Source organism: Pseudomonas sp. LBUM1641, assembly GCF_059716235.1.
This window is the reverse complement of record NZ_CP166815.1, coordinates 3,948,326-3,972,046: the sequence shown is the minus strand read 5'-3', so window position 1 is coordinate 3,972,046 and position 23,721 is coordinate 3,948,326. Positions and strand designations below refer to the sequence as shown.

At 55.6% G+C, this 23,721-nt stretch carries 17 protein-coding genes; 10 read left to right on the top strand and 7 right to left on the bottom strand.

Translation table 11 applies throughout. From position 1 onward, the window contains the following. Window positions 1–9: 9 nt before the first annotated feature. The 5 genes from ACA046_RS18210 to ACA046_RS18190 all read right to left on the bottom strand — a co-directional run bounded on the left by ACA046_RS18210 (window position 10) and on the right by ACA046_RS18190 (window position 4,618). Window positions 10–1,101, bottom strand: a complete 1,092-nt coding sequence (locus tag ACA046_RS18210) for a glycosyltransferase family protein (protein ID WP_497674602.1) — start codon at window positions 1,099–1,101, stop codon at window positions 10–12. Beyond that, window positions 1,098–1,841, bottom strand: a complete 744-nt coding sequence (locus tag ACA046_RS18205; RefSeq protein WP_497674601.1) for a hypothetical protein — start codon at window positions 1,839–1,841, stop codon at window positions 1,098–1,100. The genes ACA046_RS18210 and ACA046_RS18205 overlap by 4 nt, the downstream gene beginning before the upstream one ends. Continuing rightward, window positions 1,838–2,863, bottom strand: coding sequence for a hypothetical protein (locus tag ACA046_RS18200; protein ID WP_497674600.1), 1,026 nt, complete (start codon window positions 2,861–2,863; stop codon window positions 1,838–1,840). The genes ACA046_RS18205 and ACA046_RS18200 overlap by 4 nt, the downstream gene beginning before the upstream one ends. A gap of 53 nt (window positions 2,864–2,916) precedes the next feature. After that, window positions 2,917–3,978, bottom strand: a complete 1,062-nt coding sequence (locus ACA046_RS18195) for a glycosyltransferase family 2 protein (protein WP_497674599.1) — start codon at window positions 3,976–3,978, stop codon at window positions 2,917–2,919. Window positions 3,979–4,189: 211 nt separating this feature from the next. Beyond that, entirely contained in the window at window positions 4,190–4,618 is a 429-nt protein-coding gene (locus tag ACA046_RS18190; protein ID WP_497674598.1) for an HAD family hydrolase, read from the bottom strand. 1,211 nt (window positions 4,619–5,829) lie between these two features. Here ACA046_RS18190 and ACA046_RS18185 point away from each other — a divergent pair. Next, complete coding sequence (locus tag ACA046_RS18185) at window positions 5,830–6,885, top strand: reverse transcriptase domain-containing protein (protein ID WP_497677106.1); 1,056 nt, start codon at window positions 5,830–5,832, stop codon at window positions 6,883–6,885. Window positions 6,886–7,108: 223 nt separating this feature from the next. Here the strand turns inward: ACA046_RS18185 and ACA046_RS18180 are convergent, their stop codons facing one another. Both ACA046_RS18180 and ACA046_RS18175 read right to left on the bottom strand, forming a co-directional pair. Beyond that, window positions 7,109–7,807: a pentapeptide repeat-containing protein gene (locus ACA046_RS18180; protein WP_497677105.1), complete on the bottom strand. Its 699-nt coding sequence runs from the start codon at window positions 7,805–7,807 to the stop codon at window positions 7,109–7,111. Between the two features lie 486 nt (window positions 7,808–8,293). Continuing rightward, window positions 8,294–8,656, bottom strand: a complete 363-nt coding sequence (locus tag ACA046_RS18175; RefSeq protein WP_497674597.1) for a hypothetical protein — start codon at window positions 8,654–8,656, stop codon at window positions 8,294–8,296. Between the two features lie 499 nt (window positions 8,657–9,155). Here ACA046_RS18175 and ACA046_RS18170 point away from each other — a divergent pair, with 499 nt between their 5' ends. The 9 genes from ACA046_RS18170 (at window position 9,156) to ACA046_RS18130 (ending at window position 23,629) form a co-directional block, all read left to right on the top strand. Further along, window positions 9,156–11,210, top strand: a complete 2,055-nt coding sequence (locus tag ACA046_RS18170) for a type VI secretion system Vgr family protein (protein WP_497674596.1) — start codon at window positions 9,156–9,158, stop codon at window positions 11,208–11,210. Beyond that, on the top strand, window positions 11,207–12,058 hold the full coding sequence (locus ACA046_RS18165) for a DUF4123 domain-containing protein (RefSeq protein WP_497674595.1): 852 nt from the start codon (window positions 11,207–11,209) through the stop codon (window positions 12,056–12,058). The genes ACA046_RS18170 and ACA046_RS18165 overlap by 4 nt, the downstream gene beginning before the upstream one ends. Further along, window positions 12,055–15,342 (top strand): toxin VasX, encoded by a 3,288-nt coding sequence (locus ACA046_RS18160; protein WP_497674594.1) that lies wholly within the window; start codon window positions 12,055–12,057, stop codon window positions 15,340–15,342. Before ACA046_RS18165 ends, ACA046_RS18160 begins: the two co-directional genes overlap by 4 nt. Further along, window positions 15,339–16,304 carry a hypothetical protein gene (locus ACA046_RS18155; protein ID WP_497674593.1) on the top strand — a complete coding sequence of 322 codons (966 nt, stop codon included), beginning with the start codon at window positions 15,339–15,341 and terminating at the stop codon, window positions 16,302–16,304. The genes ACA046_RS18160 and ACA046_RS18155 overlap by 4 nt, the downstream gene beginning before the upstream one ends. Before the next feature lie 515 nt (window positions 16,305–16,819). Further along, on the top strand, window positions 16,820–17,701 hold the full coding sequence (locus tag ACA046_RS18150; RefSeq protein ID WP_497674592.1) for a histidine kinase dimerization/phospho-acceptor domain-containing protein: 882 nt from the start codon (window positions 16,820–16,822) through the stop codon (window positions 17,699–17,701). 6 nt (window positions 17,702–17,707) lie between these two features. After that, entirely contained in the window at window positions 17,708–18,877 is a 1,170-nt protein-coding gene (locus ACA046_RS18145) for an ATP-binding protein (protein WP_497674591.1), read from the top strand. Window positions 18,878–19,438: 561 nt separating this feature from the next. After that, entirely contained in the window at window positions 19,439–20,089 is a 651-nt protein-coding gene (locus ACA046_RS18140; RefSeq protein ID WP_497674590.1) for a DUF1120 domain-containing protein, read from the top strand. A gap of 160 nt (window positions 20,090–20,249) precedes the next feature. Continuing rightward, window positions 20,250–20,963 carry a fimbria/pilus chaperone family protein gene (locus tag ACA046_RS18135; protein WP_497674589.1) on the top strand — a complete coding sequence of 238 codons (714 nt, stop codon included), beginning with the start codon at window positions 20,250–20,252 and terminating at the stop codon, window positions 20,961–20,963. A gap of 86 nt (window positions 20,964–21,049) precedes the next feature. Beyond that, on the top strand, window positions 21,050–23,629 hold the full coding sequence (locus ACA046_RS18130) for a fimbria/pilus outer membrane usher protein (protein ID WP_497674588.1): 2,580 nt from the start codon (window positions 21,050–21,052) through the stop codon (window positions 23,627–23,629). Window positions 23,630–23,721 lie beyond the last annotated feature (92 nt).

Here is a 23,721-nt window from a genome sequence, read left to right as displayed (position 1 = left end):
GCGGCGGACTCAGAGGCTGAGCAGGCGGCTGACCCAGGCGTCGATCCGCGCCTGGGCGCGTTCCGGGCCTGCCGCGCTTGCGGGGCCCGGGGCAGCGGCGGCCAGTTGCGTCGCGGCATGCGTCACCTGGCGCTGGAAGTCGGCCCCATCGCCGCGCCAGGTCACCACCCGGTGCAGCACTTGCAACTGGGCGGCGCGGGCCGCATTGGTGGCTTGTTCGGGCTGGTCGCTGAGGACCAGGATGATCGGCCGCTGGTAGACCAGGGCAATCGACAGCGCGGCCATGCCCGGTGCCGACACCATCAATTGCGCTTGCGCCGCACGGCTGGCCCAGTCCGGGTCCACCGCCAGCCAGCCGTCGCGCCCGGCATAACCTTCACCTACCCGGTGCGCGCCGAGGCCCGCAGCCGCCAGGCCCGCGCTCAAGGCGTCGGCCAGGGCTGGCTCGCTGAAATGCGGGTTGAGGTACACCGCCGCACCGTCGCAGGTCTCGGCGGGCAATGGGTTGGCCAGGGCCACTGGGGTCGGTAGGCGATACAGGGCTGGGGCCTGGGTGTCGTCGATGTCGTAGGCGAAGTCATGTTCGATCGAGGCGCGCGCCGTGTCGATCTGGCGCCCGACAATCCAGCCGAACAGGCGCCCGAACTGACGTGGCCACATGCCCTCGAAATTGTTGATCAGGGCGACCTTGAGGCTCGCCCCGTACACATGCACCACCTTGCGCCGCCAGCCGGGCAGCATGCCCATGTACAGCAGCGCCGGGTGGAAGGAGTCGTTGATCACCAGGTCCGCGTGCTGCAGCCGCCGACGCAGGCGGCCGATATCACGCAGCATGCGTGCGGGGCGGAACAGGTAATGGGCGACATTGCGGTTGGTAGCCTTGCGCAGCATGTTCTGCTCGCTGTCGAACTGCACCGCGTAGTGCTCGGACAGAATCTCGGACTCGACACCAAAGCGCTGCAAGAAGCGCTGCCCTTGTTCAGAGGTGGTCAGTACGTCGACCTGCGCCCCGGCTCGGCGCAGGGCGTGCACCAGCAGTTGCGCGCGCATCAGGTGGCCGCGGGCGTCGGCAGTCGCCAGGTACAGAATGCGTGAACTCATCGGGCATGGCCGCCTGTGCTGCGCAAGCCGCCAAACACCCAGCCGGCGATATACATCGCCAGCGCGCCGGTCACGCCAAAACGGGCGTCGACGGCACGAATTTCTTTGAGCAAGCGCGCCAGATGCGGCAGCTCCCGGGGCGCGACGATGCGGCGCAGGGTGTTCTCGCAAAGGCGCACATGGCCTTTTTCATCGGCGAGCACCCGAGACAACAGCGGGTACAGGCCGTGTTCGGCACCGATCACCCCACAGTGACGGCACAGCACGCGCTCAGCCATCTGCTCGGCGCAGAGCCCGGTGGCATAGGCGGGCACCAGCAGGCCATGTTCGAAATGCCCGGCGTACTCATGGGCCAAACGTTGCCAGCGCTGGATCTTGCGCCGGCTGAGCCAGTCCGGTTCGAGGTGTGTGGCGCCATCGTCGCCGACCGCGCGCAAGGCCTCGGTGAACAGCGCCACGTGCCGGCGTTCATCGGCCAGGTGCTGTTCGACCTGGCGTTCGAGCCAGGGCGGCGATTGCGGCATCAATTCGTCGAGAAGCGCGCGTTCCGTTGCGTCTTCGCCGGCCAGGTACATGCGCAGCAGCAGGCGCTCGCCACGAGGGCTGCGGTGCAGGCGGGACAGGGCTGCGCGCTTGATGCGGTCCACCAGGCGCGCTTGCAGCCCGCCCAGACCCTCTGGGCGGGGCATGGCCAGGCAACTGAAGTCAGCGGTGTCAACGCTGTGTTCGAGCACAGTCATGGGGCGGGCTGCGGCGCGCCGCCGCTGGCCACCGAAGTCGCAACCTGTGGGCTGCGGTGCCATGCCAGGATCAGGCCGATAAAGCTGTCGCGCATAAAGGCAGCACCTGAGGCAGCAGCCTCCGGAAAGCTTTCTTCAACACCGTTGTAACGCAGGTAACCCTTGCCGTTGACGGCGCCCATTTCCAGGGTGTCGCGCTTGTTGAAGCCTCGCTGGCGCACGTCCTTGAGCAGCGGGCTGTCTTCCAGGCCGAACACGAACAGTTGGCGCTGCACCACCCAGACCGGGATCTGGCCGCTCAGGGCCTGCAACTTGAGGTTCCAAGTGCCGCTCGCCAGCAGTGGGTTCAATTCGGCGCTGTTCGGTTGATCCGAGGTAAAGCTGGCGCGCATCAGGGACTTGGAGACGCGACCGACGCCGAGGGCGATGGTGATGTCATCGGCGGCCGGGTTCTTGGCGTCACTGGGGCGTACGGCGACGAAGTAACTGGCAACGCGTGCGGCCAGCGACGGCTGGGCCAGGACCTTGCGTGCCTGCTCGGCAGCGAACAGTACTCGTTCGCTGCTGCCCTCGCGGACGCTGATCTGGTACGGATCGAGTTCGATCGCGCTGAACTTGCCGCGCACTGGGGAGTGCACGTAGGTGTCAGACTTCCACACCTGGCCCGTGCGTCGCAGCAGCACATGCAGGCTCAGGGGCACGCGCTGGCCATCGGCGGCCAGGCCACTGCCGTGCAGCAGCACATCGCCGATCACGGTCTTGCTGTCATGGCTGGCGTCGGCAGCAATCACGATGGCGTGGGTCTGGGCATCGACGCTGGCACGGGCGTCGGCCACGTCCAGGGCGATGCGGTTGCAGGTGTTGTCAATGCCGCTGGCGGTGGCGCAGCCGGTGCCGGAGGCGAAGTGGAACACCCCGCGCCCGCTGAACTCCGAGGGCGCGGCGGGGGCCTGGCCGCTCAGTGTCAGCAGTGCCAGGCACGCCAGGGAATAGCCGAGTGATGCAATCGAATGGGGTTTCATGCTGACTTCCTGTGGGCACTTAATGGGCGGCGACAAAGGGGGAGGGATGGGGATCAATCCAGGTTGCGGTGATAGGACAGCGCTTCACTGTGACGGGCACTGGCGCGACCCGCCGAGATGCCGCAGCCACGGATCACCGCACCGGCGGTGTCCAGCAGCGACATGCCGATCACGATGGCCATCGCCGCCAGGCGCCGTACGCCGTGCACGGGCGGCAGGTCCTGGTGATTCAACGCCCGCAGGCTGTAACCCAGGCGCCCGGCCATCACGCACAAGGGGCCGATCGGCCCGCTGCGCCCCAGCCATTGCAGCCAATCCGGCATATAGGCGTGTACGAGGTAGGGGGTGAGGTCGACGCTGTCGCCACCCCGCAGCCAGCGCAGCTTGATCACTTCGCCCTGGCTGTCGGGCAGGCGGTGTTCGGTGTGCGCCCGCGGCGCATAAGCCACCGCCACGCCTGCGGCCTGCATGCGCAGGCCCATGACCTGGCAGTGGGCGCGGTACACGCCATCGAGGGGCTCATAGCGGTGCTGCTCGAAGGTGTCACAGTGAAAGGCCACGTTGTTGGCGTAGAAATTACGCGTGGCGCCGCTGCGTAGCGGGCTGGGGAAGTACATGAAGTCGATGGAGGTCAGTGCGCTGCCGGTGATGCTCGGCGCATAACTGGTGCGCCCGGCCACCGCGACCGGCGCGTCAGGCTCGGCGAAGGGCAGAAGCAATTGTTGCAGCCAGTCGACGCAGGGCAGGCAGTCGGCATCGGCGAACACCACGTACTGGCAGCGCGCCTGGTCGACACCGTCGAAGCCGACATTCTTCGCGTCGTAGTAGCCGGTGCGGGCATCGACCTTGACGAAGTCCAGGGGCCGTCCGGCCAGGACGCACAGCGCCTGGCGCGCCTGCGGCTCGAGGCCGTCGTGGGTGATAACCCACTGCGCCAGGGACTGGGGAGAGACACTCTGTTGGGCAAACCGGGCGATCAAGCGCTTGAGGCTGCTCAGGGCCTCCACGGTATCGTTGCCACCGCGCAGGTTGTTGGTTTCCAGGACCAGGGCGGTCGTGGCGGCGATGTCAGCCAGGCGTTGCTCCGTGCCGCAGCCGTGGGGCGGCGTCGACATCCCGGCTGTCGTTTCTTGGCTGTCGTTTCTTGGCTATTCATTTCGGGCGTATCTCTGAAAAAAAGCGGGGCTGCCGGCCAGCCTGATATGCAGTCGTTCCATCAACTCGGGGTGTCACGGGCGCAATCAGAGCATTATCCTTGAAAATATTCAAACACTGACTGTGACCGGACATTTCCATGCCCCCGCTGATCGACCTTCCCGAGACCCTTCAGCCCTTGATGTATAGGAATTTCAAACTCTCAGCGCATGAGAGAAATGCTGCCCGCAGAGCATTTTGAGCATCCATTGACGGGCAGTGCTTCGGGCGCATCCGCAGGGAAGAGGTCTTTACGGCGTATATTCCAGCCTCTCTTGCACCGTGATAGTCATTCAATGGATGGTCGCACTCCTCGGGAAGAAAACCTAGCTGTGTAGCCCCTTCGTGGAAGATATCGGACGCCGGTTTAGCCATCCCAAACGCTTCCGAGCTGATAGCGACGTTAACCGACTGAGCGAATGGCAATGCCGCGATGGTTTCCCTTCGAGAGCGTTCAGTACCATTGGAAACAATCCCAACTTTGAAACCTCTACGTTCCAGCTCTTGGATCAACCCCGTAGCACCCGGCATCTGGACGGTAGCGGCCGGAAAATTGCTCACTAACCACTCTAGGTGGCAGGCAAGCGTTTGGCCAACGGCTTCGCGGATGGAGGAAAATTCAGATTGAGGGGAAAGATAGCCGCCGTTGTCTTCACGGAGAATAATATTTGTGATGTCGACTAACGTCGTTGGTTTGATGTGATGGCCGAAATCGGTCAGGAACAGTTCGGCGTACCCCAGGATACTTGAGGTTCGGTGTGTAAGGGGGTTATCTATCGAACAGAATGGCTCGTGAGTTCACGAATTTTCCTAGTCAAACCAAATCAGTAGCAGCGGCCCAACGATACCGCCCGGCGGGCGTGCAGCCAAGGAGTAGGGCTCGCTAGCGTTTAATTGTGAACCGGAAAAGTGAACTAAGTCTTTGCACTGGTGGCATTACTGCCTGAACGAACAAGGGGGGGGATGCCCGTACGCTTAGTGCGCCAGTTAAAGCTGGCATGGGATAGTCGATGAAAGTTCGATACTGGTAAGAAATGGCGAATCAACCAGACCCCGAGTCATGCATGTTGCACCGTGAGGTGCAGGGTGAAGCGTTGACAGGAGAAACCGATGGGCCAGCCATTGAGCCGCGTAATCAGGAATTCTGGATGCTGATGCTGTTAAGCGAAGCAGAAGGTAATACGGAGCATGGCGTTATACGCCAGTCATGCTCTGATCCCGCGCGGTCGGAGACCCTGTGCACGTCGGAAAGTCCTTTGCGCAGAAACTGGGAGATCTCAGCGGCGTCCGGTGCGCAAGCACCAGGCGGAGCAGGAAAGGCCAAAAGCCGTAACCCTGCTGTCTACGCCGCTGAGAAGTCGGATACGTCCGTAGTATCTGAGAAGCCATCGAACATGGGGCCAAGCCCTGCGGAGAGGGTGGAGGAAAGGGACGTAGCCAAGGGAAACACCGACACGCCCCCCCCCCCCCGCGTCCCGGACACAGAGCCGGATCAGTTGCGCGTCGATGGGACTTGAAGGTGTACGTGAAGCCGCCCGAAGGAACAAGGGCATACAGTTCACGGCATTGCTGCACCACATCACACCGCACTTATTGGCGCAGAGCTTTTATGCGCTTCGCCGCGATGCTGCGGTGGGTGTAGACGGCATGTCGTGGCGAGAATATGAGGAAGGTCTTCTCCGGCGGGTGACCGATTTGCACGGAAGGCTCCACAGTGGAGCCTTCCGTGCAACCCCACCGCGGCGGGTCTATATCCCCAAAGCCACCGCCCGCTGGGCATTGCCTCTCTGGAGGACAAGATCGTACAGCAGGCGGTCGTTACCGTTTTGAATGCGATCTATGAAGAGGACTTTCTGGGATTCTCGTACGGGTTTCGGCCGGGACGCAGCCAGCACGACGCGCTGGATGCATTAACGATCGCGCTCAAGGGCCAGAAAGTGAACTGGATATTAGATGCGGATATCACGTCGTTCTTTGATGAGATCGGCCATGAATGGATGCTGATGTTTCTGGGGCACCGGATTGCAGACCGGCGCCTGCTCGGGCTTATCTGCAAGTGGCTTCAGGCGGGTGTTATGGAGGATGGCCGTAGGGTGGCTGCGACCAAGGGGACTCCCCAAGGTGCAGTGATATCGCCGTTGCTGGCGAATATCTTTCTTCACTACGTGCTGGATCTGTGGGCAAGGCAGTGGCGCCAACGGCATGCCCGTGGCGATGTGATTGTTGTGCGCTACGCGGACGACAGCGTGGTGGGTTTCAGGACGCAATGGCAGGCTCAGCAGTTTCTGGTGCAGTTGCAGGAACGGCTGGTCAGGTTCGATTTATCACTCAACGCTTCGAAGACACGGCTGATTGAGTTTGGTCGTTTTGCTGCGAGAAATCGTAGGAAGCGAGGCTTAGGTAAACCGGAGACGTTTGACTTCCTGGGCTTCACGCACTGTAGTAGTACCAACAGAAGCGGTGGCTTTCAAATACTGCGACTGACGGTCAAGAAGCGAATGCGTGCGACGCTGCTGGCTATTCGGGATGAGCTGAAGCGCCGACGTCATGAGCCCATCCGGGTTCAAGGGCAGTGGCTCACTCGGGTGGTGAGTGGTTACTTCAATTACCACGCGGTGCCAGGAAACTTGAAGCTATTGAGTGGCTTCAGGAAGGCCATATGCCGATATTGGCGTCAGGCTCTCGGGCGACGCAGCCAGCGAAATCGGCTGCAATGGTCTCGCTTCGGGTTGCTCACAGATCACTACATACCGAGCCCAAAGAATGCACACCCGTATCCTGAGGATCGCTTCGCGTCACGTACCCAAGGCAGGAGCCGTATGCGGTAGTTCCGCACGTACGGATCTGTGCGGGGGCGGCAGGCAACTGCCGTCCCTACCGCGCCCCGTTGTACCTAGCCGCTCAGGCGAGCTCTGCCGGCGCACTGGCGTGACCATGCTCGGCAGTGATGACCTCCATATCATCGTCACCGATAAGCAGGCCAGTGACTCACTATGCTGCTGGTACACTAGAGCAGTTGAATCTGAGTCCCTTTTTAAGGGGCGGAGATGTTTAATGCACGGTCAAACCAAGCCCCGATAGCAGCATTGAGGCCTGAGCCCTGGAGATGATTGCGCCTTTGAACAATTTAGCGTCGACCAAGCGCAATCCATCCAGGCTCGCTTCACGTAGGTCGGCTTGGTAAAAGCGAGCGTTGTTAACCCGTGCTAACGACAGGCTACCGCCATTAACAAATATCGCGTTGCGGAAATCGCAGTAGCTCAAATCTGCTTCCGCGAAGTCTAGGTTGTTTAGCTCAGTTTTATAAAACGAAATGCCTGAAAGACAGGCGCTCCGCAGCACACAGTCATCGAAATGGAGGCCTAGGCTGGAGATGTCGGCAACGTTGGCCCCAGTGAGCTTACAGCCATCAAAGCGGGAATGAGCCAGCTTGCTTCGGCTCCATTTAGTGTTGTTCAGATCGCAGCTAAAAAATTTCGCATCGGTCAACGTAGCCGAGACAAAAACAGCCTGAGCGGCTCGACAGTTGAGCCACTGGGTGGTTTCCAGCTTGGCGGCAGTGAAATCACAGTTCGCCAACAGGCAGCGCTCGAAGCGTGCCCCACGTAGGTCGAGCCGCGCTAGATTCTGTTCGGAGAAATCTATACCGCTGAACGAAAACGGCCCGGCTAGAGACGCGACGAGATCCGCCAAGTCCTGGCCTTCGATGTCGCCTTGCTCTAAGGTGAAAAAATCTAGATTGCTCTGCATTGACGCTCCTTGAGTCGAACACCTGAACGTGCCTGCGCACTGTAGTCTTTTCAAGAAACTCAACATCCGTCTCCTTCTGTTACTCGGTATTGCGTGGAGCGTCAGAAGCGCTATTGCGTGCAGAGGCAAGCTTCCACCTGCGCCTAACGACACCTTCGTAACGCCAGATTTTCGATCAAAATACGAGAAGAAACGCCATCCATCCGAAGTGCTTCCAGGGCGTGGGAAATTGATCGCAGCCTTCCAGTGATGTAATGCTGGCATGACACGCGTTTGAGATCAAAGTCGAATAGCGGGGCCATGGGAGCTTTGTAAGCCGGGCTAGACCCTGCTATTCAAGTGGTCATCCAGCACACGGGTTTCAGCCGAACCTTCAGGCACCCGATGGTGATTCGCACCTTTGATGTTCTGCACTAACGTGGGTAGCGAGGGGCAGGGGCTTTCAAGTTCGCATCGAGGAAAGCCCGATACGCGATACATGGAACGTTAGTCTTGTCGTTCATCCAGGCGGTCGTACCTAACAGCGCCGTTATCATAGACCTCCAGGTTGAAATTGTGATTGAGCAATACCCTGTCCTCGACCCCTAAACAGCTTTCAGCCGTAACGGTGGCCAGCACCAATTCAATCATCGCCTTATCAATCGTTTCTTCTCTTCTACCAGCCTTGACTGCCTTGACAAGCTCGCCAGCAAAAACGGTGATTGCGCCTTGCGCGAATTCAAGACCTTTCTGCATATGGAAAGGCTTCCGTTCGGCGGCTAATTTCAGAATGTATTCACCTGGCATTTCTCGGGATCCCACGAACCATGGGTCGCCGTTGCTATCCATCAATCTGATTTCGCAGCGCATCGCTCATTCCTTGGACATTAGAATTGAAGCCCATTCTATGGACGCTTTGCTGTCAGGAGCAAACGGCATGCAAACTCCGGCTCCTAGTTGAAGGCATGCTGTGCGAGACCTAGGTTCAGGCGTTGGGTGAGCGGTTCGGTGTTTTGCCTAGGGGGAAGCTTTCATCCTAGTGGGATTATCGCGAACGGTAAGTGTGGAAGCCCACAATGTGGCGGTTGTGGCGCTACGGAGCCGCAAGTGCACTGATGCTCGGATACAAGGTGTTGTAACTGCCGGATATTCAGAACAAGGTGGTTTTTCAACACTTTCCCATCGCCTCTCTCTCCGCGTCCTCCCTCGTGCTGGCATCGCGTGCGTATGCCATTTTCAGAAGCGTCCTACAGACTGGGCATGACGTCAGTTGGTAGCGTGCACTAATTACCATCATTGGTTGGCTGTGCGCCACGCTTGAGCCGTTCCAGGCTTGTTGCACCGCGCTTTAGTTTTTAAGGACATGGATATGTTCGCCTCTGCAAATACGGCGCACTTCGCGCTCGCTATTCCTTCGTTCCGTAACGATTTTAAGGTGCTGGCCTTCGAGGGCACGGAAGCTATCAGCAGTCTGTACGCCATACAGGTGAAACTGGTCAGCGAGAACCCCGACGTCGATCTGGAGAGTCTGCTCAATCAGTCGGCCTTTCTCCAGTTTGGCCTCAATGGCGAAGGAATTCACGGCCGTATTGAGAATGTGGCCGTCGGTGAGGTCGGAAAACGCCTGACGTGCTACGAGGTTCACTTGGTGTCGGCCCTGCATTACTTGCAGTTCAGCCATAACCAACGGATTTTCCAGCACCTGACCGCGCCGCAGATCGTGACTCAAGTGCTGTACGAGCACGGGATTCAGGGCGACGCGTTTACTTTCAACGTCAGCACGAGCGCTGAGCGTGAATACTGCACGCAGTACGGGGAAAGCGACTTCGAGTTTATCCAGCGCTTGTGCAGTGAAGACGGGATTGCCTGGCACCACCAGCATTCAGCGGACGGCCACCACCTGGTCTTTACCGACGACCAAACCTATTTTCCTAAGCTGGGCGACACGCCGTATCAACAAGCTACCGGCCTGGCGGCGGAGCATCCAGTGGTCAGCCAGTTCTCCATGCGTTTCGACACCCGAACCAGCATGGTCACGCGCAGGGGCTATGATTTAAAAAGCCCAAGCCAGTTGCGGGAAAGCCAATTCACTGCCGAGTTCAGTCCTGCACTCGAAGACTACCGCTACCCGGTGCTGATCGAAAATGAAAAGCTCGGTCAGCAGCTTGCCCGCCAGGCCCTGGAGCGGCACCGTACCGACTACCAGTTAGCCGAGGGTAAAAGCGACCAGCCCACCCTGCGCAGCGGCCACTTCTTCAACCTGACTGAACATCCGCGTCAACGGTGCAACGCGTTGTGGTTGTTGGTCAGTGTGACTCACTCAGGAAAGCAACCTCAGTCACTTGAGGAAGCGATCACCCGCGACGTTAAACCCGACGAGGGCTTTACCCAAGGTTACCGCAACAGCTTCAGCGCGATTCCCTGGGGCGTGTTCTACCGTCCTCCGTTGGCCTCGCGCAGATCGGTGTTGGTCAGCCAGACCGCCCGTGTCACTGGTCCTGAAGGGGAAGAAATCTATTGCGATGAGTACGGGCGCGTTAAGGTCGAGTTCCATTGGGACCGCGCCGAATTTGGCAGCGACAAGAGCAGTTGTTGGCTTCGAGCGTCATCCAGCTGGGCGGGAGAAAGTTTCGGTTCGGTGACCATTCCGCGTATTGGTATGGAAGTGGTGGTTACCTACCTGGAAGGTAATCCCGACAATCCTTTGATTACCGGTTGCGTACCTAACAAGGGCACGCCCGTGCCGTACCCGTTACCCGCGAACAAAACCAAAACTGTGCTGCGCAGTGAAAGCTCCCCCCACAGTGGTGGTTACAACGAGCTGTCGATTGAAGACCGCGCTGGGCAGGAGCTGATCTACCTGCGTGCTCAGCGCGATATCGAACAGGTGATCCTCAACGATAGCGATACCAAGATCGGTAACGATCGCCGCGAGCAGATTACCCGGGACAGTCACAGCCTGATCAGTCATGACCGCTTTGAGCAGGTGGACAACAACAGTTCCAGCTTGATCAACGGTGACGAGCTGCACACCACCCAAGGTCTGCGTAACACGGTGATTGGTGGTAACGAACTGATCAGCATCACCGGTAACAGCAGCACGATAGCAGACGGTACGCTGGTGATTCAGGCCGGTACCCAAGCGCATGTTACCGCCGCTAAAGTGGTGATCAACGCCGGAATGAGCCTGACGCTTCAGGCCGGCGGTCAACATATTTTCATCACCTCCGGTGGGATTTTCAGCAGCGTGCCCATCGTTCAGGGTGGTGCACCTATGGCGGGGGTTCCTGCACAGCAGGCCCTTTCGGTCATACCGGTGGTCGCGCCGTCATTGGCCACGCAAACATCTGCGTTGATTCAGGCCGCACGTCACGCCGCACCGGTCTGTGCGGTGTGTCAAAAACTAGCGGAGTTGAATGCATGAATCAGGTTTATCTACTTCTGGATGGTGCTCAGATCGACAACCTGTCCGAGCGCCTGCTGGAGCAGGGGGAAAACACTAGGTTTCAGTCGCTGTATCAGCACACTGCCTACAGCGAGCTAGCGGATATTGGCCCGATACTGGTGCCGGTTTTCCCCAGCAGCCCGTTGGCCCACACCTTTGCACTGGAGTGGCGTGCAACGGCGGGTATCTGGTTGGAGTCAGAGGCCGGTGAAGACGTTGTATTTCAGCACCTGCGCAGCCTGATTCATGCCCGCGTCGAGGGCGATGCCAGGGTCCTTTTTCGTTACTACGACCCCCGTATCACGCGCTTGTGGCTGTCTGGCTTGACACCCCAGGAGCGTGATCGATTGATGGGGCCAATCCGACTTATCTTGCTGCCAGAATTGACTCACAGCTCCGGATTTATTCGTCAGGAAAACCCTGAGCAGCCCATCGCGCAGTATACGGATAAGCCTTGGTTATGCCTGACCTCAGAACAACTGGATCACTTGAGCGAAGCCAAGCGGCAGCGCCTTACCCAGCACTTGATCGAACATTGTCAGCAGCACTTCCCTCAGTGCCTGCAAGGATTGGATCACGCCGCACAGCAGCAGTGGGTCACGACCTGTCAGCTCAGCGCTGAACGGCAAGGCTTCGGTGCCGCCGATGAAGTCACCCGCTGGGCCGGCTTTCACGCCTTACTAGGCAATGACTTTCCGGACGCTCCCGGCCATGCCGTTTACCGACAGATTCTCACCGAACCAGGGATTTTACCTGAGCAACGCCTGGACAACCTAAGTGCTGAACTAAAGCGTCAGCAACTCACCGATAAGGAACTATCCGTATGAGTGCTGAAAAACTGGCCATGGTTGACCAGTTGGCTCAGGCTGACCGAGCCGCCAAGGCGATGCCCCACGAAGATATCAACAGTTCAATTACGCCCTGCCCAGCCCACCAACCCGACATATTCGTAGTGCCCGTGCGGTATGCCCTGGCGGAAGAAAAAGCCGCCCATCCTTGCTGCGGGCCTGGCGTAGCTACCCAAAGCCACCCTATGGCGGCACGCCGCCTGCGGGGAGGTTTTCTTTATCTGTGGCAGGACCAAGGGCCTCTCAAGCGCTATGCCATCGGGCCGACTGGTTTGCTGAGTGAACAAGCGCTGGAGGCCGATGCCACCGTCGTGCTGGATGGCACCCTGACAGGTCTGGCCCTGAAGAAAATCTATGACGCCTGGATGCTCTACAGCGAGTTCCCACTGAATCCAGAACACTGCAAGGTGCTGAGCGACAGCAGCACCAAACGCAGTGCGCACATGCGTCACGTTGCCTTGCGCACGGTGGCCAACGAGCTACAGGCGCCTCATTGCCCACCGCTGGTCAAAGCCGATCAGGTCATGGCCGAACTCATCCCGGCCATCTATGCCCGGTCGATGAAAGCCGATCAAAAACACGGCGGTGAGGATACGGATGCACTGGGTGCGACCGCGATGAAAGACCCGACGACCCCGAATATCAATGCCTACACCGAAGCGATGCACTGTGCTCGTGAGCGGGAGAAAGTCATCGCCCAACACCCCGACGCCAGCGATGAGCCTCCGGGCGAGTGGAGTGCCGAACGGTGGGAGGGTCAGAGCACTCAGGATTGGCTGGAGATCGCCAAAGCACAGGCCAAAAATTTGTTCCCTGTCTTCGCGTGCCTGGATGATGACTTGGGTGTACTGCGCGATATCAACCATGAGCAGGAATGGGTGGAAGCGCGCCACGAACAGTGGATCGGTGATAACAACCTGCGCCTAAGCATCGGCGGGTTTATTCGCAGTCTGGTCAGCGAAGATGGGGCTGAACTGGCGGGCACTCTCAGCTATCGCTACAAGAGCCGTGACATCACCCTTACGCCTGAGCAGGGTAAGGTCATGCTGGATGCTCAGCACCAGCTGGATGATGCGCTCAAGGATGAAACCCAGGCCCGTCAATACGGCGGTCAGCCGAGCGCGAGCGAAGCCTCCGCCCGTGATGCGCGAATCGCCAGTATCGTTGCGTCCGTAAAGGCCTTTATTCCGGCCGATTTGTACAACGAGGCAGAGTTCGTGGTGCGTGAGTACCGTGCCGAAAAGCAGGCCAACCTCGACAACGATTTCCTCAGTGCCAAGGTCGGCAAGTATATCGATCTGACAGCGATGAACAGCTGGCTCGATACCACCGCGCCAGCGCATTTCCAGCATGTCGAACAACGTCACCAGGCACTGTTTGCCGACCGCGAGGTATACCTCAAACGTTCAGTCAACGGCACCTGGTTTGTGGATTACTATGACCTGGATACTCGGCACTGGTTAACCGAACTGGCCACCGGTTGCCTGACCGCCCAATGCATTCGTGCCCAAGGTGCCGAACAATACGCCGACTACGTGCGGGCCGCCGATGGCGGCGCACTGACACAACTGTTCCGCGCCTGGACGCCCTCGCTCGATGCGGGCATTAACAACAGCACTCGCCTGGGCGAGCTAATGGCCGCACTGGCCTCTGAGAATATCGCGGCTACCCATCAGGCACTTGCGCCACTGGCCATGCCGATTCTGGACGACCTCGCGAGCATGGGCCGAGACGCCCATGGCGCATGGAGCGTGCTGGTCAACCGTCTGTCTGCGTCGTTGCTGTTGCTCAAAGGCGGTAAAACCTTCAGCAGTGCCTGGCTGGGCGTCTTCGTTGCTGCTCGCCTGGGCAGCGAGGCCCGTTTGCAGTCTGTGATTGAGGGCGGCCAAGCGGTGTGGAAATTGGTGGGGCAAAAAGCCGAGGGGCTGACGCAATGGGCGCGCTCCACGGGGGATGCCATCGGTGCCGGGCATGTGAAAAGCATCGTGAACTCATCCTTTGTGACCAACAGCGGTGGCGTGGTGCCGTTGGCGGCCTTGCTGCTGAATACGCTTAATGCGGATAACTACTTGAGTCAAGCCGGAGCCGTGGAGGGGATCGACCGCCAGCGAGTTAACGATACCGCTTCCGCTTCGTTGTATGCCGCTGCTGCGTTGGTGGCGGTGATTGATAATCAGGTGCGGCAGGGGCTTAGGCTCACAACCTTTTCTGTCAAGCTACCTAATGGCTGGGTGGGGAACGCTCCGACTCTCACCCTGTTTGGCGGGGTGATTGGTGGATTGTCAGCGGGTGCTGCGTACCAGGAGTTCAGATCGCTGCAAAAACAGATGGAAAGCGCGCAATCACATATCGATCCGTGGCTGGAGATGCGCCAGGCTGTGGTTGGTGGACAAATAGCGGCTTATGGTAGTCAGGCTCTGTTGGGGGCTACCTACACGATGAGAACCTTAGCTGGACTGGTGGAAGTCGAAACCGCCATCATGCGCTACTCGCTATGCATGGGCCCGCTCAACTGGATCATGTTCGCGCTGGGCGTGCTGTACTTGATCACCTGGTTCTTTCAGCAAACCCCACTGCAAAACTTCCTCAACTATTGCTGCTGGTCAAAAGCCCGAGCTGGCAATCTAGAGCCTATCGCGGCCAAGGCCCAACAAGACGAACTCAACCAACTGTACGGCATCCTGTATACCCCCCGCGTCAGTGCAGAAAGCAGCTCGGTGATGGTCGGTTCCAGTGGTCCTTCCGGGCTAGCCTCCCAGAGCGTCATCAATGCCCTGACCATCGACTTGCCCGGCGCCGAACCTGGCAGTGTCTATCTGGAGCTGAGCCTAATCGGCGATCCGGTCGACACTCAGGCGTCTCGCGACCTGATCAAAAACAGCCCGTACTCCGCCTATAAACCACCTCGCCCATGGCGGGATATGGCACCTCATTGGCTGCCCGGCAGTACCTGTTGCTGGATACCCGCTAACGAAGGCCAAGGTTTACGCCTGAGCGGCCCCTTCAGCTCGGTGCAGGGTGTCCTCAGCGAACCACCCAGCACGGTATCCTTGCGCTTGCGGTATCGCACGCCATTGACTGCGCTGCTGGGCGCCCGCAACTTTATCGGCGGCGAACTCGGTGTGGCCTTTACCGTGAGTAGCAGCGGGGACGTGATTGCCCTGCGGGACGATCCGACACCGGAACTGGATCGCGTGCCAAGCTACCCGCTCGACAGTGAGCGTTCAGGCTCTACTTACCTGCAACCCAAGGACCGCGCATGAGTACGCCACCGGCAGGCACCACAAAAAAAAGGATGTTTTCGCGCAATGACTACTTAGCGCCGTTGCCCATTCCCACCGGTGAAAAACCGTCGGATGTGCTCAACATCATTTGGCGCAAGAACGAGGTGTTCCTCGACATTGGTAACTACAGTATCGGCTCGGCGGTGATGGTGCTGTGGCCGATGGTGATGCTGTTTGCATTCATGGGATATCTGTTCAGAAATGATCATGACGATATGCACATATTTGCGATCATGACTACCTTCATCATTGGGATTCCCACGCTTTTTCTAATTCAGGGCCTATTTCGCGATGTCCCCTTGCCCGTGCGCTTTAATCGGCAACGCCGTGAGGTGTGCGTGCCACGAGAGGATGGCGAGTACTGGATTGTCCCATGGGAAAGCGTGACGGCGGCGGCCGCGCAGCAGTCGTCGGTGAGTCAGGCGGGTAAAGCTACAATGGGCTTATTGATCATTGGCTTTGAGAATCCTGATCCGCAGGCCAAGGACGATAACAAGCATTTTTGGTTCGGGTTTAACTGTGGTGGCGGCACCACCGCCATGGCGTTGTGGGAGTGCGTGCGCAGCTACATGGAGATTGGGCCAGAGGTTATGCCGATTACCAATGATTTTGAGGGGGGGAGAGAAAAACTGCGCGGTAGCAGTGTTTTTTGGGGCGTTTGCTCTGAGTACCTTGATGGAATCAGGCAACACTTAATGGCTCAAGAAATTGGTCAAGCAATTTGGTTGGTGATCGGTGCCTTACTCCTTGGTGCCCCGGTCGCAATGATGCTGCAAACATGGAAGTTATCACCGCCACCAGACCTCGACTATGCCGCCATCGTCGAATGGTCAAAGCCATTGCCTCCAGAGCAATGGGCCAAGCGATCCCCGGAGTTGGAAGTAGCCATCGCCACGTGTGAGGCAGAATTAGCGGCGCAGATGGTACGAGAGCTAGCTTGATGGTGAGCTGCCGGACTTTTGCAGCCTTCATACTGAAAAGTTGATTTTCTATTCCTAACCCCATGGCCACTGGCAGCGCGGTGTCCGTGTTTCTGTGGACCAGAAGAAACCATGATGCCAATACGCTCGATATCGCCCTCGTCGGGGAAAAATGGGTTGCCCGACTATGATGTTTGTTTGCCGGTCAATCTGCGTCCTGTGGCGGATATGTTCATCCGCCATTTGCATGAGCTGCCCTACCAGCAGTATCGATGCTGCCCGCACTGCGACAGTTCCAATGTGCATTTCTCAAAAGGTGTGCAACCAGGATTTCGCCTGCCGACTTTTAGATGCAGTTCCTGCCGCAAGGGCTATAACAGTTTGAACGGAACGCCGTTTGCCCGACTGGAACATATGCACCTGTGGTCAACCTTTGCGGTGTACCTGCTGGCGGTTGGCCTGGCACAACCGCAGCACCGCTCATTGGCATTTCCTGTAACGCGTTTTATCGCTGGGTACGTGCGGCCAGGGAGGTTATGGCGCAGGACTTCCCCGAGTTGCATCAGTGGTGGTCGGCCCGGCAGGATCGCCAAAATCTGCAACCGGCTGAGCAAATAGAAAATCAGCGGCAAGCGGTCATTGGCTGGCTCAAAAGCATGCTGACGATCCAAACGGCAACTTGCCCAAACTGCGGCTCGACGAATACCCGACTTGTTGAGAAAAGTCGGCCTCGACCGACTTTTCAATGTTTGCGACGTCAATGTCCGAGTACTTTCTCTCTTTTAGCGGGCACGCCTTTAGCGCACTTGGGTCACCCGGAGCTCTGGGTGGAGTTCCTTCAAGGGGTCTTGGATGGTCTGGGGGGGTATGACCTGAAACGGCGTAGTGACCGCGTACTGACGCTGCCTGACGGGAAAGTCCTGAACATCTATCACTGGATGCTTCCGTATCGAGATGTCGGAGGCTCCGTGATTGGCCTCATTGCAGGATGGATGGATATCGGTGAGCGTCAGCGTTTACCTGTGCTTGTTGAGGAGGCACGAGAAGCAGCCGATGAGGCCAGGAATATCGCTGACGACGCCAACCGCGCGAAGACGACATTTCTCGCCACCATGAGCCATGAGATTCGGACGCCAATGAACGCCGTGATCGGCATGCTGGAACTTGCTCTTGAAAAGGCAGATCAAGGTGTGCGGGATCGCTTTGCAATCGAAGTCGCTTCTGGTGTTGCGCTAAGATTACAGGATCTGATTGGCGACATCTTGGACATCATGCGGATCGAATCAGGCAAGCTTTCGCTGGCCCCGGAAAGAGCCAATCTGCGAGAGCTGATTGAATCCCAGGTGCGGATTTTTGATGGGGTGGCACGTCAGAAGCACCTTCAGTTGCTACTGGATTTAGACGTTCGTATAAATTGAGAAGTGTTGATCGATCCACTTCGCTTCAAACAGATCGTTTCCAATTTGCTAAGCAATGCCATCAAATTCACTACGGAGGGCCATGTCCGGCTGAACCTTCAAGTGCTGCCATCAAGCGCCACAGGATATTTATCTTGTTGCCTGCGGGTCGAGGACTCCGGGATGGGAGTAAGAGCGCAAGATCAGGAGCGTCGGTTCAGCCCATTCACTCAGGCCAGCAATAACACTCAGTCGGCGCGAGCTGGTTCCGGACTTGGTTTGGTCATCAGCAAAACTCTGTGTGAAATGATGGGCGGGGCGTTGCGCTTGAGTAGCGAGTTGGGTGTGGGTACAGAGATTGAAATGCTACTTGAGTTGCCCATTCTCCAGGCATTACCTGAGCAGAAGGTGACTGACATCGAGCCGAACAAGACTCATCAGGTATTGAGCATTTTGATCGTCGATGACTATCCCGCCAATTGTCAGTTGCTGTCCAAGCAGCTTGCCTATCTGGGTCACCAGGTCATCGAGTGCGAAGACGGTGCGCACGGTCTGCGCGCTTGGCGTAACGGTCGGGTTGATGTGGTCATTGCCGATTGCAACATGCCGATTATGAATGGTTACGCTTTGGCCAGAGCTATTCGGGTGGAGGAACAAGAGCGCGATATGTCGCGTTGTTTGATCATCGGCTTTACAGCCAATGCGCAGCCAGATGAAAAAGGCCGGTGCTTGGACGCAGGCATGGACGACTGCTTATTCAAACCAATCAGTCTCAAGGCTTTCAGCAACAGGTTATCCCTGGCCAACGCTGCACATGTATCTCAAGTCATGGAGGAGGGGGAGCCTAACCTATCCGCCGCTTTCGACTTCAGCAATCTTGAGCAACTGGTAGGTGGCGATGTTGAAGCAATAAAAGGCTTATTGAGCGACCCGGCTCGAAGTAATACTGAGGATCTTGCCCGGCTGCCGGCGATTTTCTTTGAAGAGGATTTTCAGGGACTTATCGACCTCGCGCACAAGATCAAAGGTGGGGCGCGGATCATCAAGGCTCATGGACTCATTGCAGCTTGCGAGCAACTGGAAATGGTATGTGAGGGGGCTGCAAATGATGAGGCGCTAGAAATAGCGGTCGCAGGCTTGGACAAGGATATGAGAGAGCTCGGAGTAATTATCGATGATTACCTAAGAGATAAGTGAGTGGTAATTGTTAGGTGGTGGTTTGGTAAAGGATATAAAATAACTATTTTAGGTACAAGAGGCGCGTCCTTTATGAGATTGGCGTGGAACGGCTATTCGCACGAGCTCAAACTCATAATCAATTATTAAATTTTGACTGGTAAAGTCTCCTGCCTAGTGTCTCACCAGTAACCTCGGATTCTCGGAAAGAAATATTTCTGACTATCTGTCACGAGTTTGTGAAGCGAAATAAGAAGAAAAGATGTGCTAAGTTATTTCAACAAGCGTAGCCCTGAATTAAGTAGGTGCTTTTCTTGAGAGCGGATTGGGCGAGGGTTTAACTTATATTTGTCATTCGCGTTGGTCGATGCATCTGAATATGGATGTCTTGGTTTTAAGTATATTGATCCCGATAGGAAATTCCCTACAATCACTTGAGAAACGGCCGATTTTTCCTTCCGCAGAAAGACTTATAATTATCGCTTGCTTGTTAGGCAGAACAACGATAATAGATTTGCTTCTGGTTAACAAATGTTCGAGCTTAACTTCATGGCAAAACTATATCCAAACCCGAGAGCTATCATGAAAAAATTTCTAGCTGTAAGCTTGTTGTGCGCTGCTATTTTCTCGCCTATTGCAGCGCACGCTGCAACTGCTGATTTGAGATTGATCGGCACCATTACTCCTGCGGCCTGTGTTCCAAACTTTACCGGTGGTGGCACCATCGACTACGGTAATATCCCTGCCGGCTCTTTGAATGTGGCCACGCAGACCATGTTACCGGCAAAGTCAACTGTGTTGAATGTTACTTGTAACGCTCCTGCAACTTTCTACCTGTCCACAACAGATGAGCGCGCTGCGACTGCGATCACTACTCTCAATACTATCACTGGTGCAGGCCCGACTCAAAAGAACGGTTTGGGGGCCTCTGGGGGGACTAATATTGGCGCGTGGACTTTGCAGATTACAACCGTTACTCCCGATACCGGGACATCCAGTCGTGTTCGTAGCCTCGATAACGGTGTTACTTGGGGAGTTTCTGGTGGTGTTGTAACTGCCGATGGTAGTTACCTCGTCGGGTTTACCGATGGTACAGGCAGTGTTCCAGCGCCTCATACTTCAGTCGACGTAGGCATGAACATTGTTGCTGCTTTGGATAAGTCCGAAAACCTGCCTATCACCGGCGACATCACTATTGACGGCTTGGCGACTATTGAAGTTACCTATCCTTAAATTGTTGTAATGACTTGGCCTCGATAGCGCTTGGTTGGTCGAGGCTGAGTCAGATTTATCTATAGTGCATGTAAAATAAACACGCTTATCTTTATAGCCGTCATAGGTTTTGAACTGTGTTTCTTCAGTGTCGCGCTCAGGTTGAGAGGTGAAGTAAGTTATGAGATATAAATTTTCAATAATGCTATCGGCTATTTTGATTTTTCCGATGGTTTCTTTAATTTTATTTCAGTCGGCTAATGCTGCAGGAATGATCCCTGAAACTTCCGTTGTAATCATTCAGGAAAGCGATGGTGAAGCGACCATCAACGTAAAAAATTCAGACGCCCAGCCATCCCTACTTTACAGCTCGATTCAAAATATAGAGGGTGATGATGAGGATCTGCTCGTATTAACACCCCCGGTAGCCCGTGTCGAAGCGGGTGAAAGTCAATCAATCAGGTTCCTATTGCAGTCAAAAAAACCGATTGATGTTCAACGACTGCGACGGGCTACTTTTGAGGGGATCGTTCCCAAAGATACTACTGGCGGGGTTAAGATCGGATTGAATGTTCGTCAGAATATCCCTGTAATCATAAACCCTAAGGGGTTGGACAAAGATCGCGCACCATGGCTTCGTTTGAAATGGTCGCTACAAGACGGAAAGTTAATCGTCAACAATCCAAGCTCTTACGTTGTTCGGTTGGCCAGGACTATCAATTTACTGCCCTCTAATAAAGTAGTGGAGTTGCCAAGGCTTTATATTCTTCCGGGCCAAACATTTTCAATCAATGCCCCAGATGATGCTGTAAGCAATACTACAACTGTACGGCTGTATCCTGCCACAGTCTATGGCTACGCGGTTGAGAGTTATGACGCGCCATTGACTAAGTAATATCTTTTTTGCTGCAAGCTTTCCGACATGAAGCCTACGAATAAGGGCTTGTCTCTTGCTTCGACTCCATGCCTGGGTAACACAATATGATTGCTCTGTCTGATTCAGTATTTGGTAAGGCCAATTTCTACGCGTTGACCATCTTCTCCTGCTTTTCTATTAGCACCTCTTTACAAGCAGGGACATCGGAATCGAAAAAGCGTATAGCTCCCCGCGATCAGCAGAATATGCTCGCATCTGTTTCGTTCGATGAGGACATGCTACGCAAGCGCGGTATCGACCCTAAAGTCGCTGAGTATTTTGCCCAAGCACCTCGATTTCGGGAGGGGGTTCATCCTGTAACTTTATTTGTTAATGGTGTTAAAAAAGGCCAGCTCAATGCTAGTTTTGATTCTGATGGCGAGTTGGTTTTTGATATCGATCTCCTTGAAAAAGCCGGATTGAAAATCATAAAAAAATCATTTGCTTACTCTTTGTTAGGTGAAAAAGATAACTCGAAAATAGTTTATCGTTTTTTGGACGTTTACCCAAACACGGTTGTCACGCTTAAGCCAGGTAAGGAAGAGGTGTATCTTGTCGTGCCGACCGACGCATTGCGCAGTCTAGAGGTCAACTCCGATAGTTTCAACAGTGGCGGCACGGCGGCTATTTTTAATTATAATTTGCTGGGGCTTAACAGCAGTTTTTCGAGTGGATCCAGCAAATATAGATCTGCAGACACCGTCGTTGGATTCAATGCGGGAGACTGGATTGTTCGCAGTCGTCAGACCTACACAATTCAAAACGATAAGAGTCGGGTCGAACACCTTTATACATATGGCCAAAAAACCTTCACAGAGCTCAAATCCATAGTGCAAGGTGGTGAAATCAACATCGCCAATTCACTATTTGCTGGCGATGCAATTACTGGTGTGCAAATTGTGCCTGAGGCCGGTTTACGTGGTGATCCTCAGGCAAGTGGCGCAGTGGTAGAGGGTATCGCCAATTCAACTTCACGGGTAGAAGTCCGTCAGAATAACGCACTCATTCATACGTCCGTCGTTCCTGCCGGCCCGTTTACATTGACGGGGCTTCGTTTGCTCAGCAGCAATAGTGACCTTGACGTCACGGTTATCGAGGACAATGGTTCCCGACAGACCTTTTCGATTTCGGCAGCCAGTTTGGGTGGCGGGACGCTCGGCGCGGCTCCTGGATATTCCTTCGCGGCAGGTCGGTATCGCCCTTACGGGGGTATTGAAAGCAAAAAACCTACCCTATTAACAGGGACAGGCACCTGGAAGCTGGATAAAGATACAAATGCCTCGGCAGGGCTGATGGGCGCTACTGGTTATCAAGCAGCTGGGTGGGCGGCAGATCGTGCCTTGACCCCGACGACTCGTTTGGGTGTACGTCAGCTTGTGTCAAACGCTCGTGACGATAATGTCAAGGGTACCCAGATTAGTGCTACTTTAGATTCTTCATTGACAGATAAAATTACATTAGGTTTGAGTGCGACTCAGCAAACTACTGGGTATCGAGACTTGGTGGACACGACCTATCTTGCGCAAGAACAAGGTCGTCAAAACTTTGATGACGATTATTTTCAAGACTATAATGATAAGCGTTATAGTGGCCGTTATCGTAACCAATATACGGTATCGGCCGGGTGGTCTGACAAGACCTTGGGTGGATTTCGTCTTTCGCACTCTTACTCCAGTAATTTTGATGATGAGAAAACTCAGCGCTTAATCGGGTCTTGGTCGAAAAATTTCAAACATGCCAATGTCTCTGTAAACGTACAAAAGACGTTGGGAGAAACCGGTCGCTTCGGAGGTAGAGACTCAGCCTACGTGTCGGTGAGTTTCCCGATTGGCGGCCGAACTGTTAAAACTTATGTAAACGCTGACAGTGATCGTACCCGTATGGGGGTCACGTTGAATGAAAAGATCAGCGATAATATAGGCTACCGACTACAAACCGAAAAAGACCTTACAAATAATCAAACTGATTTTTCGGTTATGACAAATGTGTTGCCTCGTTACGCTCAAACCACCTTGGGCTATTCACGTAGCGGCGCCGACACAACTACCATCAATGGCAGCTTGAGCGGCGGAATCGTTGCGCACGGCGAAGGCGTAACCTTTTCTCCTTACGCGATTGACGATACATTTAGTGTATTGACCGTGGGTGATGTATCAGGTGTGAAAATATCTACGCCTCAAGGGCCGGTATGGACTGATTATCGCGGTAAAGCAGTTGCTCCGAGCTTGCGGCCTTACAGCAACAACCGACTTGAAATTTCAGCTAAAAGCTTGCCCCGTAACGTTGATATTGTAAACGGCTTCAAAGAAGTCCAGGCGGGTAGAGGTTCCGTCAGTAGTATTGACTTTGGCGTGGTGTCGAGCCGTCGAGTATTACTCACGGCTAAAACGGTCGACGGAAAATTACTGGAGAAAGGCTTAGCAGTTCTGGATGGAAAAAAACAATATCTGTCTACGGTCGTGAATAACGGTCAAATTTTTCTTCCTAATATTGAGCCAGGAATCCGTCTTTCCGTTGAGTTGGCTAACGGCACCAGTTGCGTACTCGATTACACATTGCCAGGCAAAGCCGACAGTACCTCATATTTTGAGTCAATCGATGCGGTGTGTAATTCATCAAGGCTGAATACTCGTGCGGGTGTATAAAATGATTAGACTAAAGGTAAGAAGCTCAGCGGTTCTTATTGCTTGTGTGTTGTTGTGCGCTTTTATAACATCAGTTTTTTCTTCGCGTCATG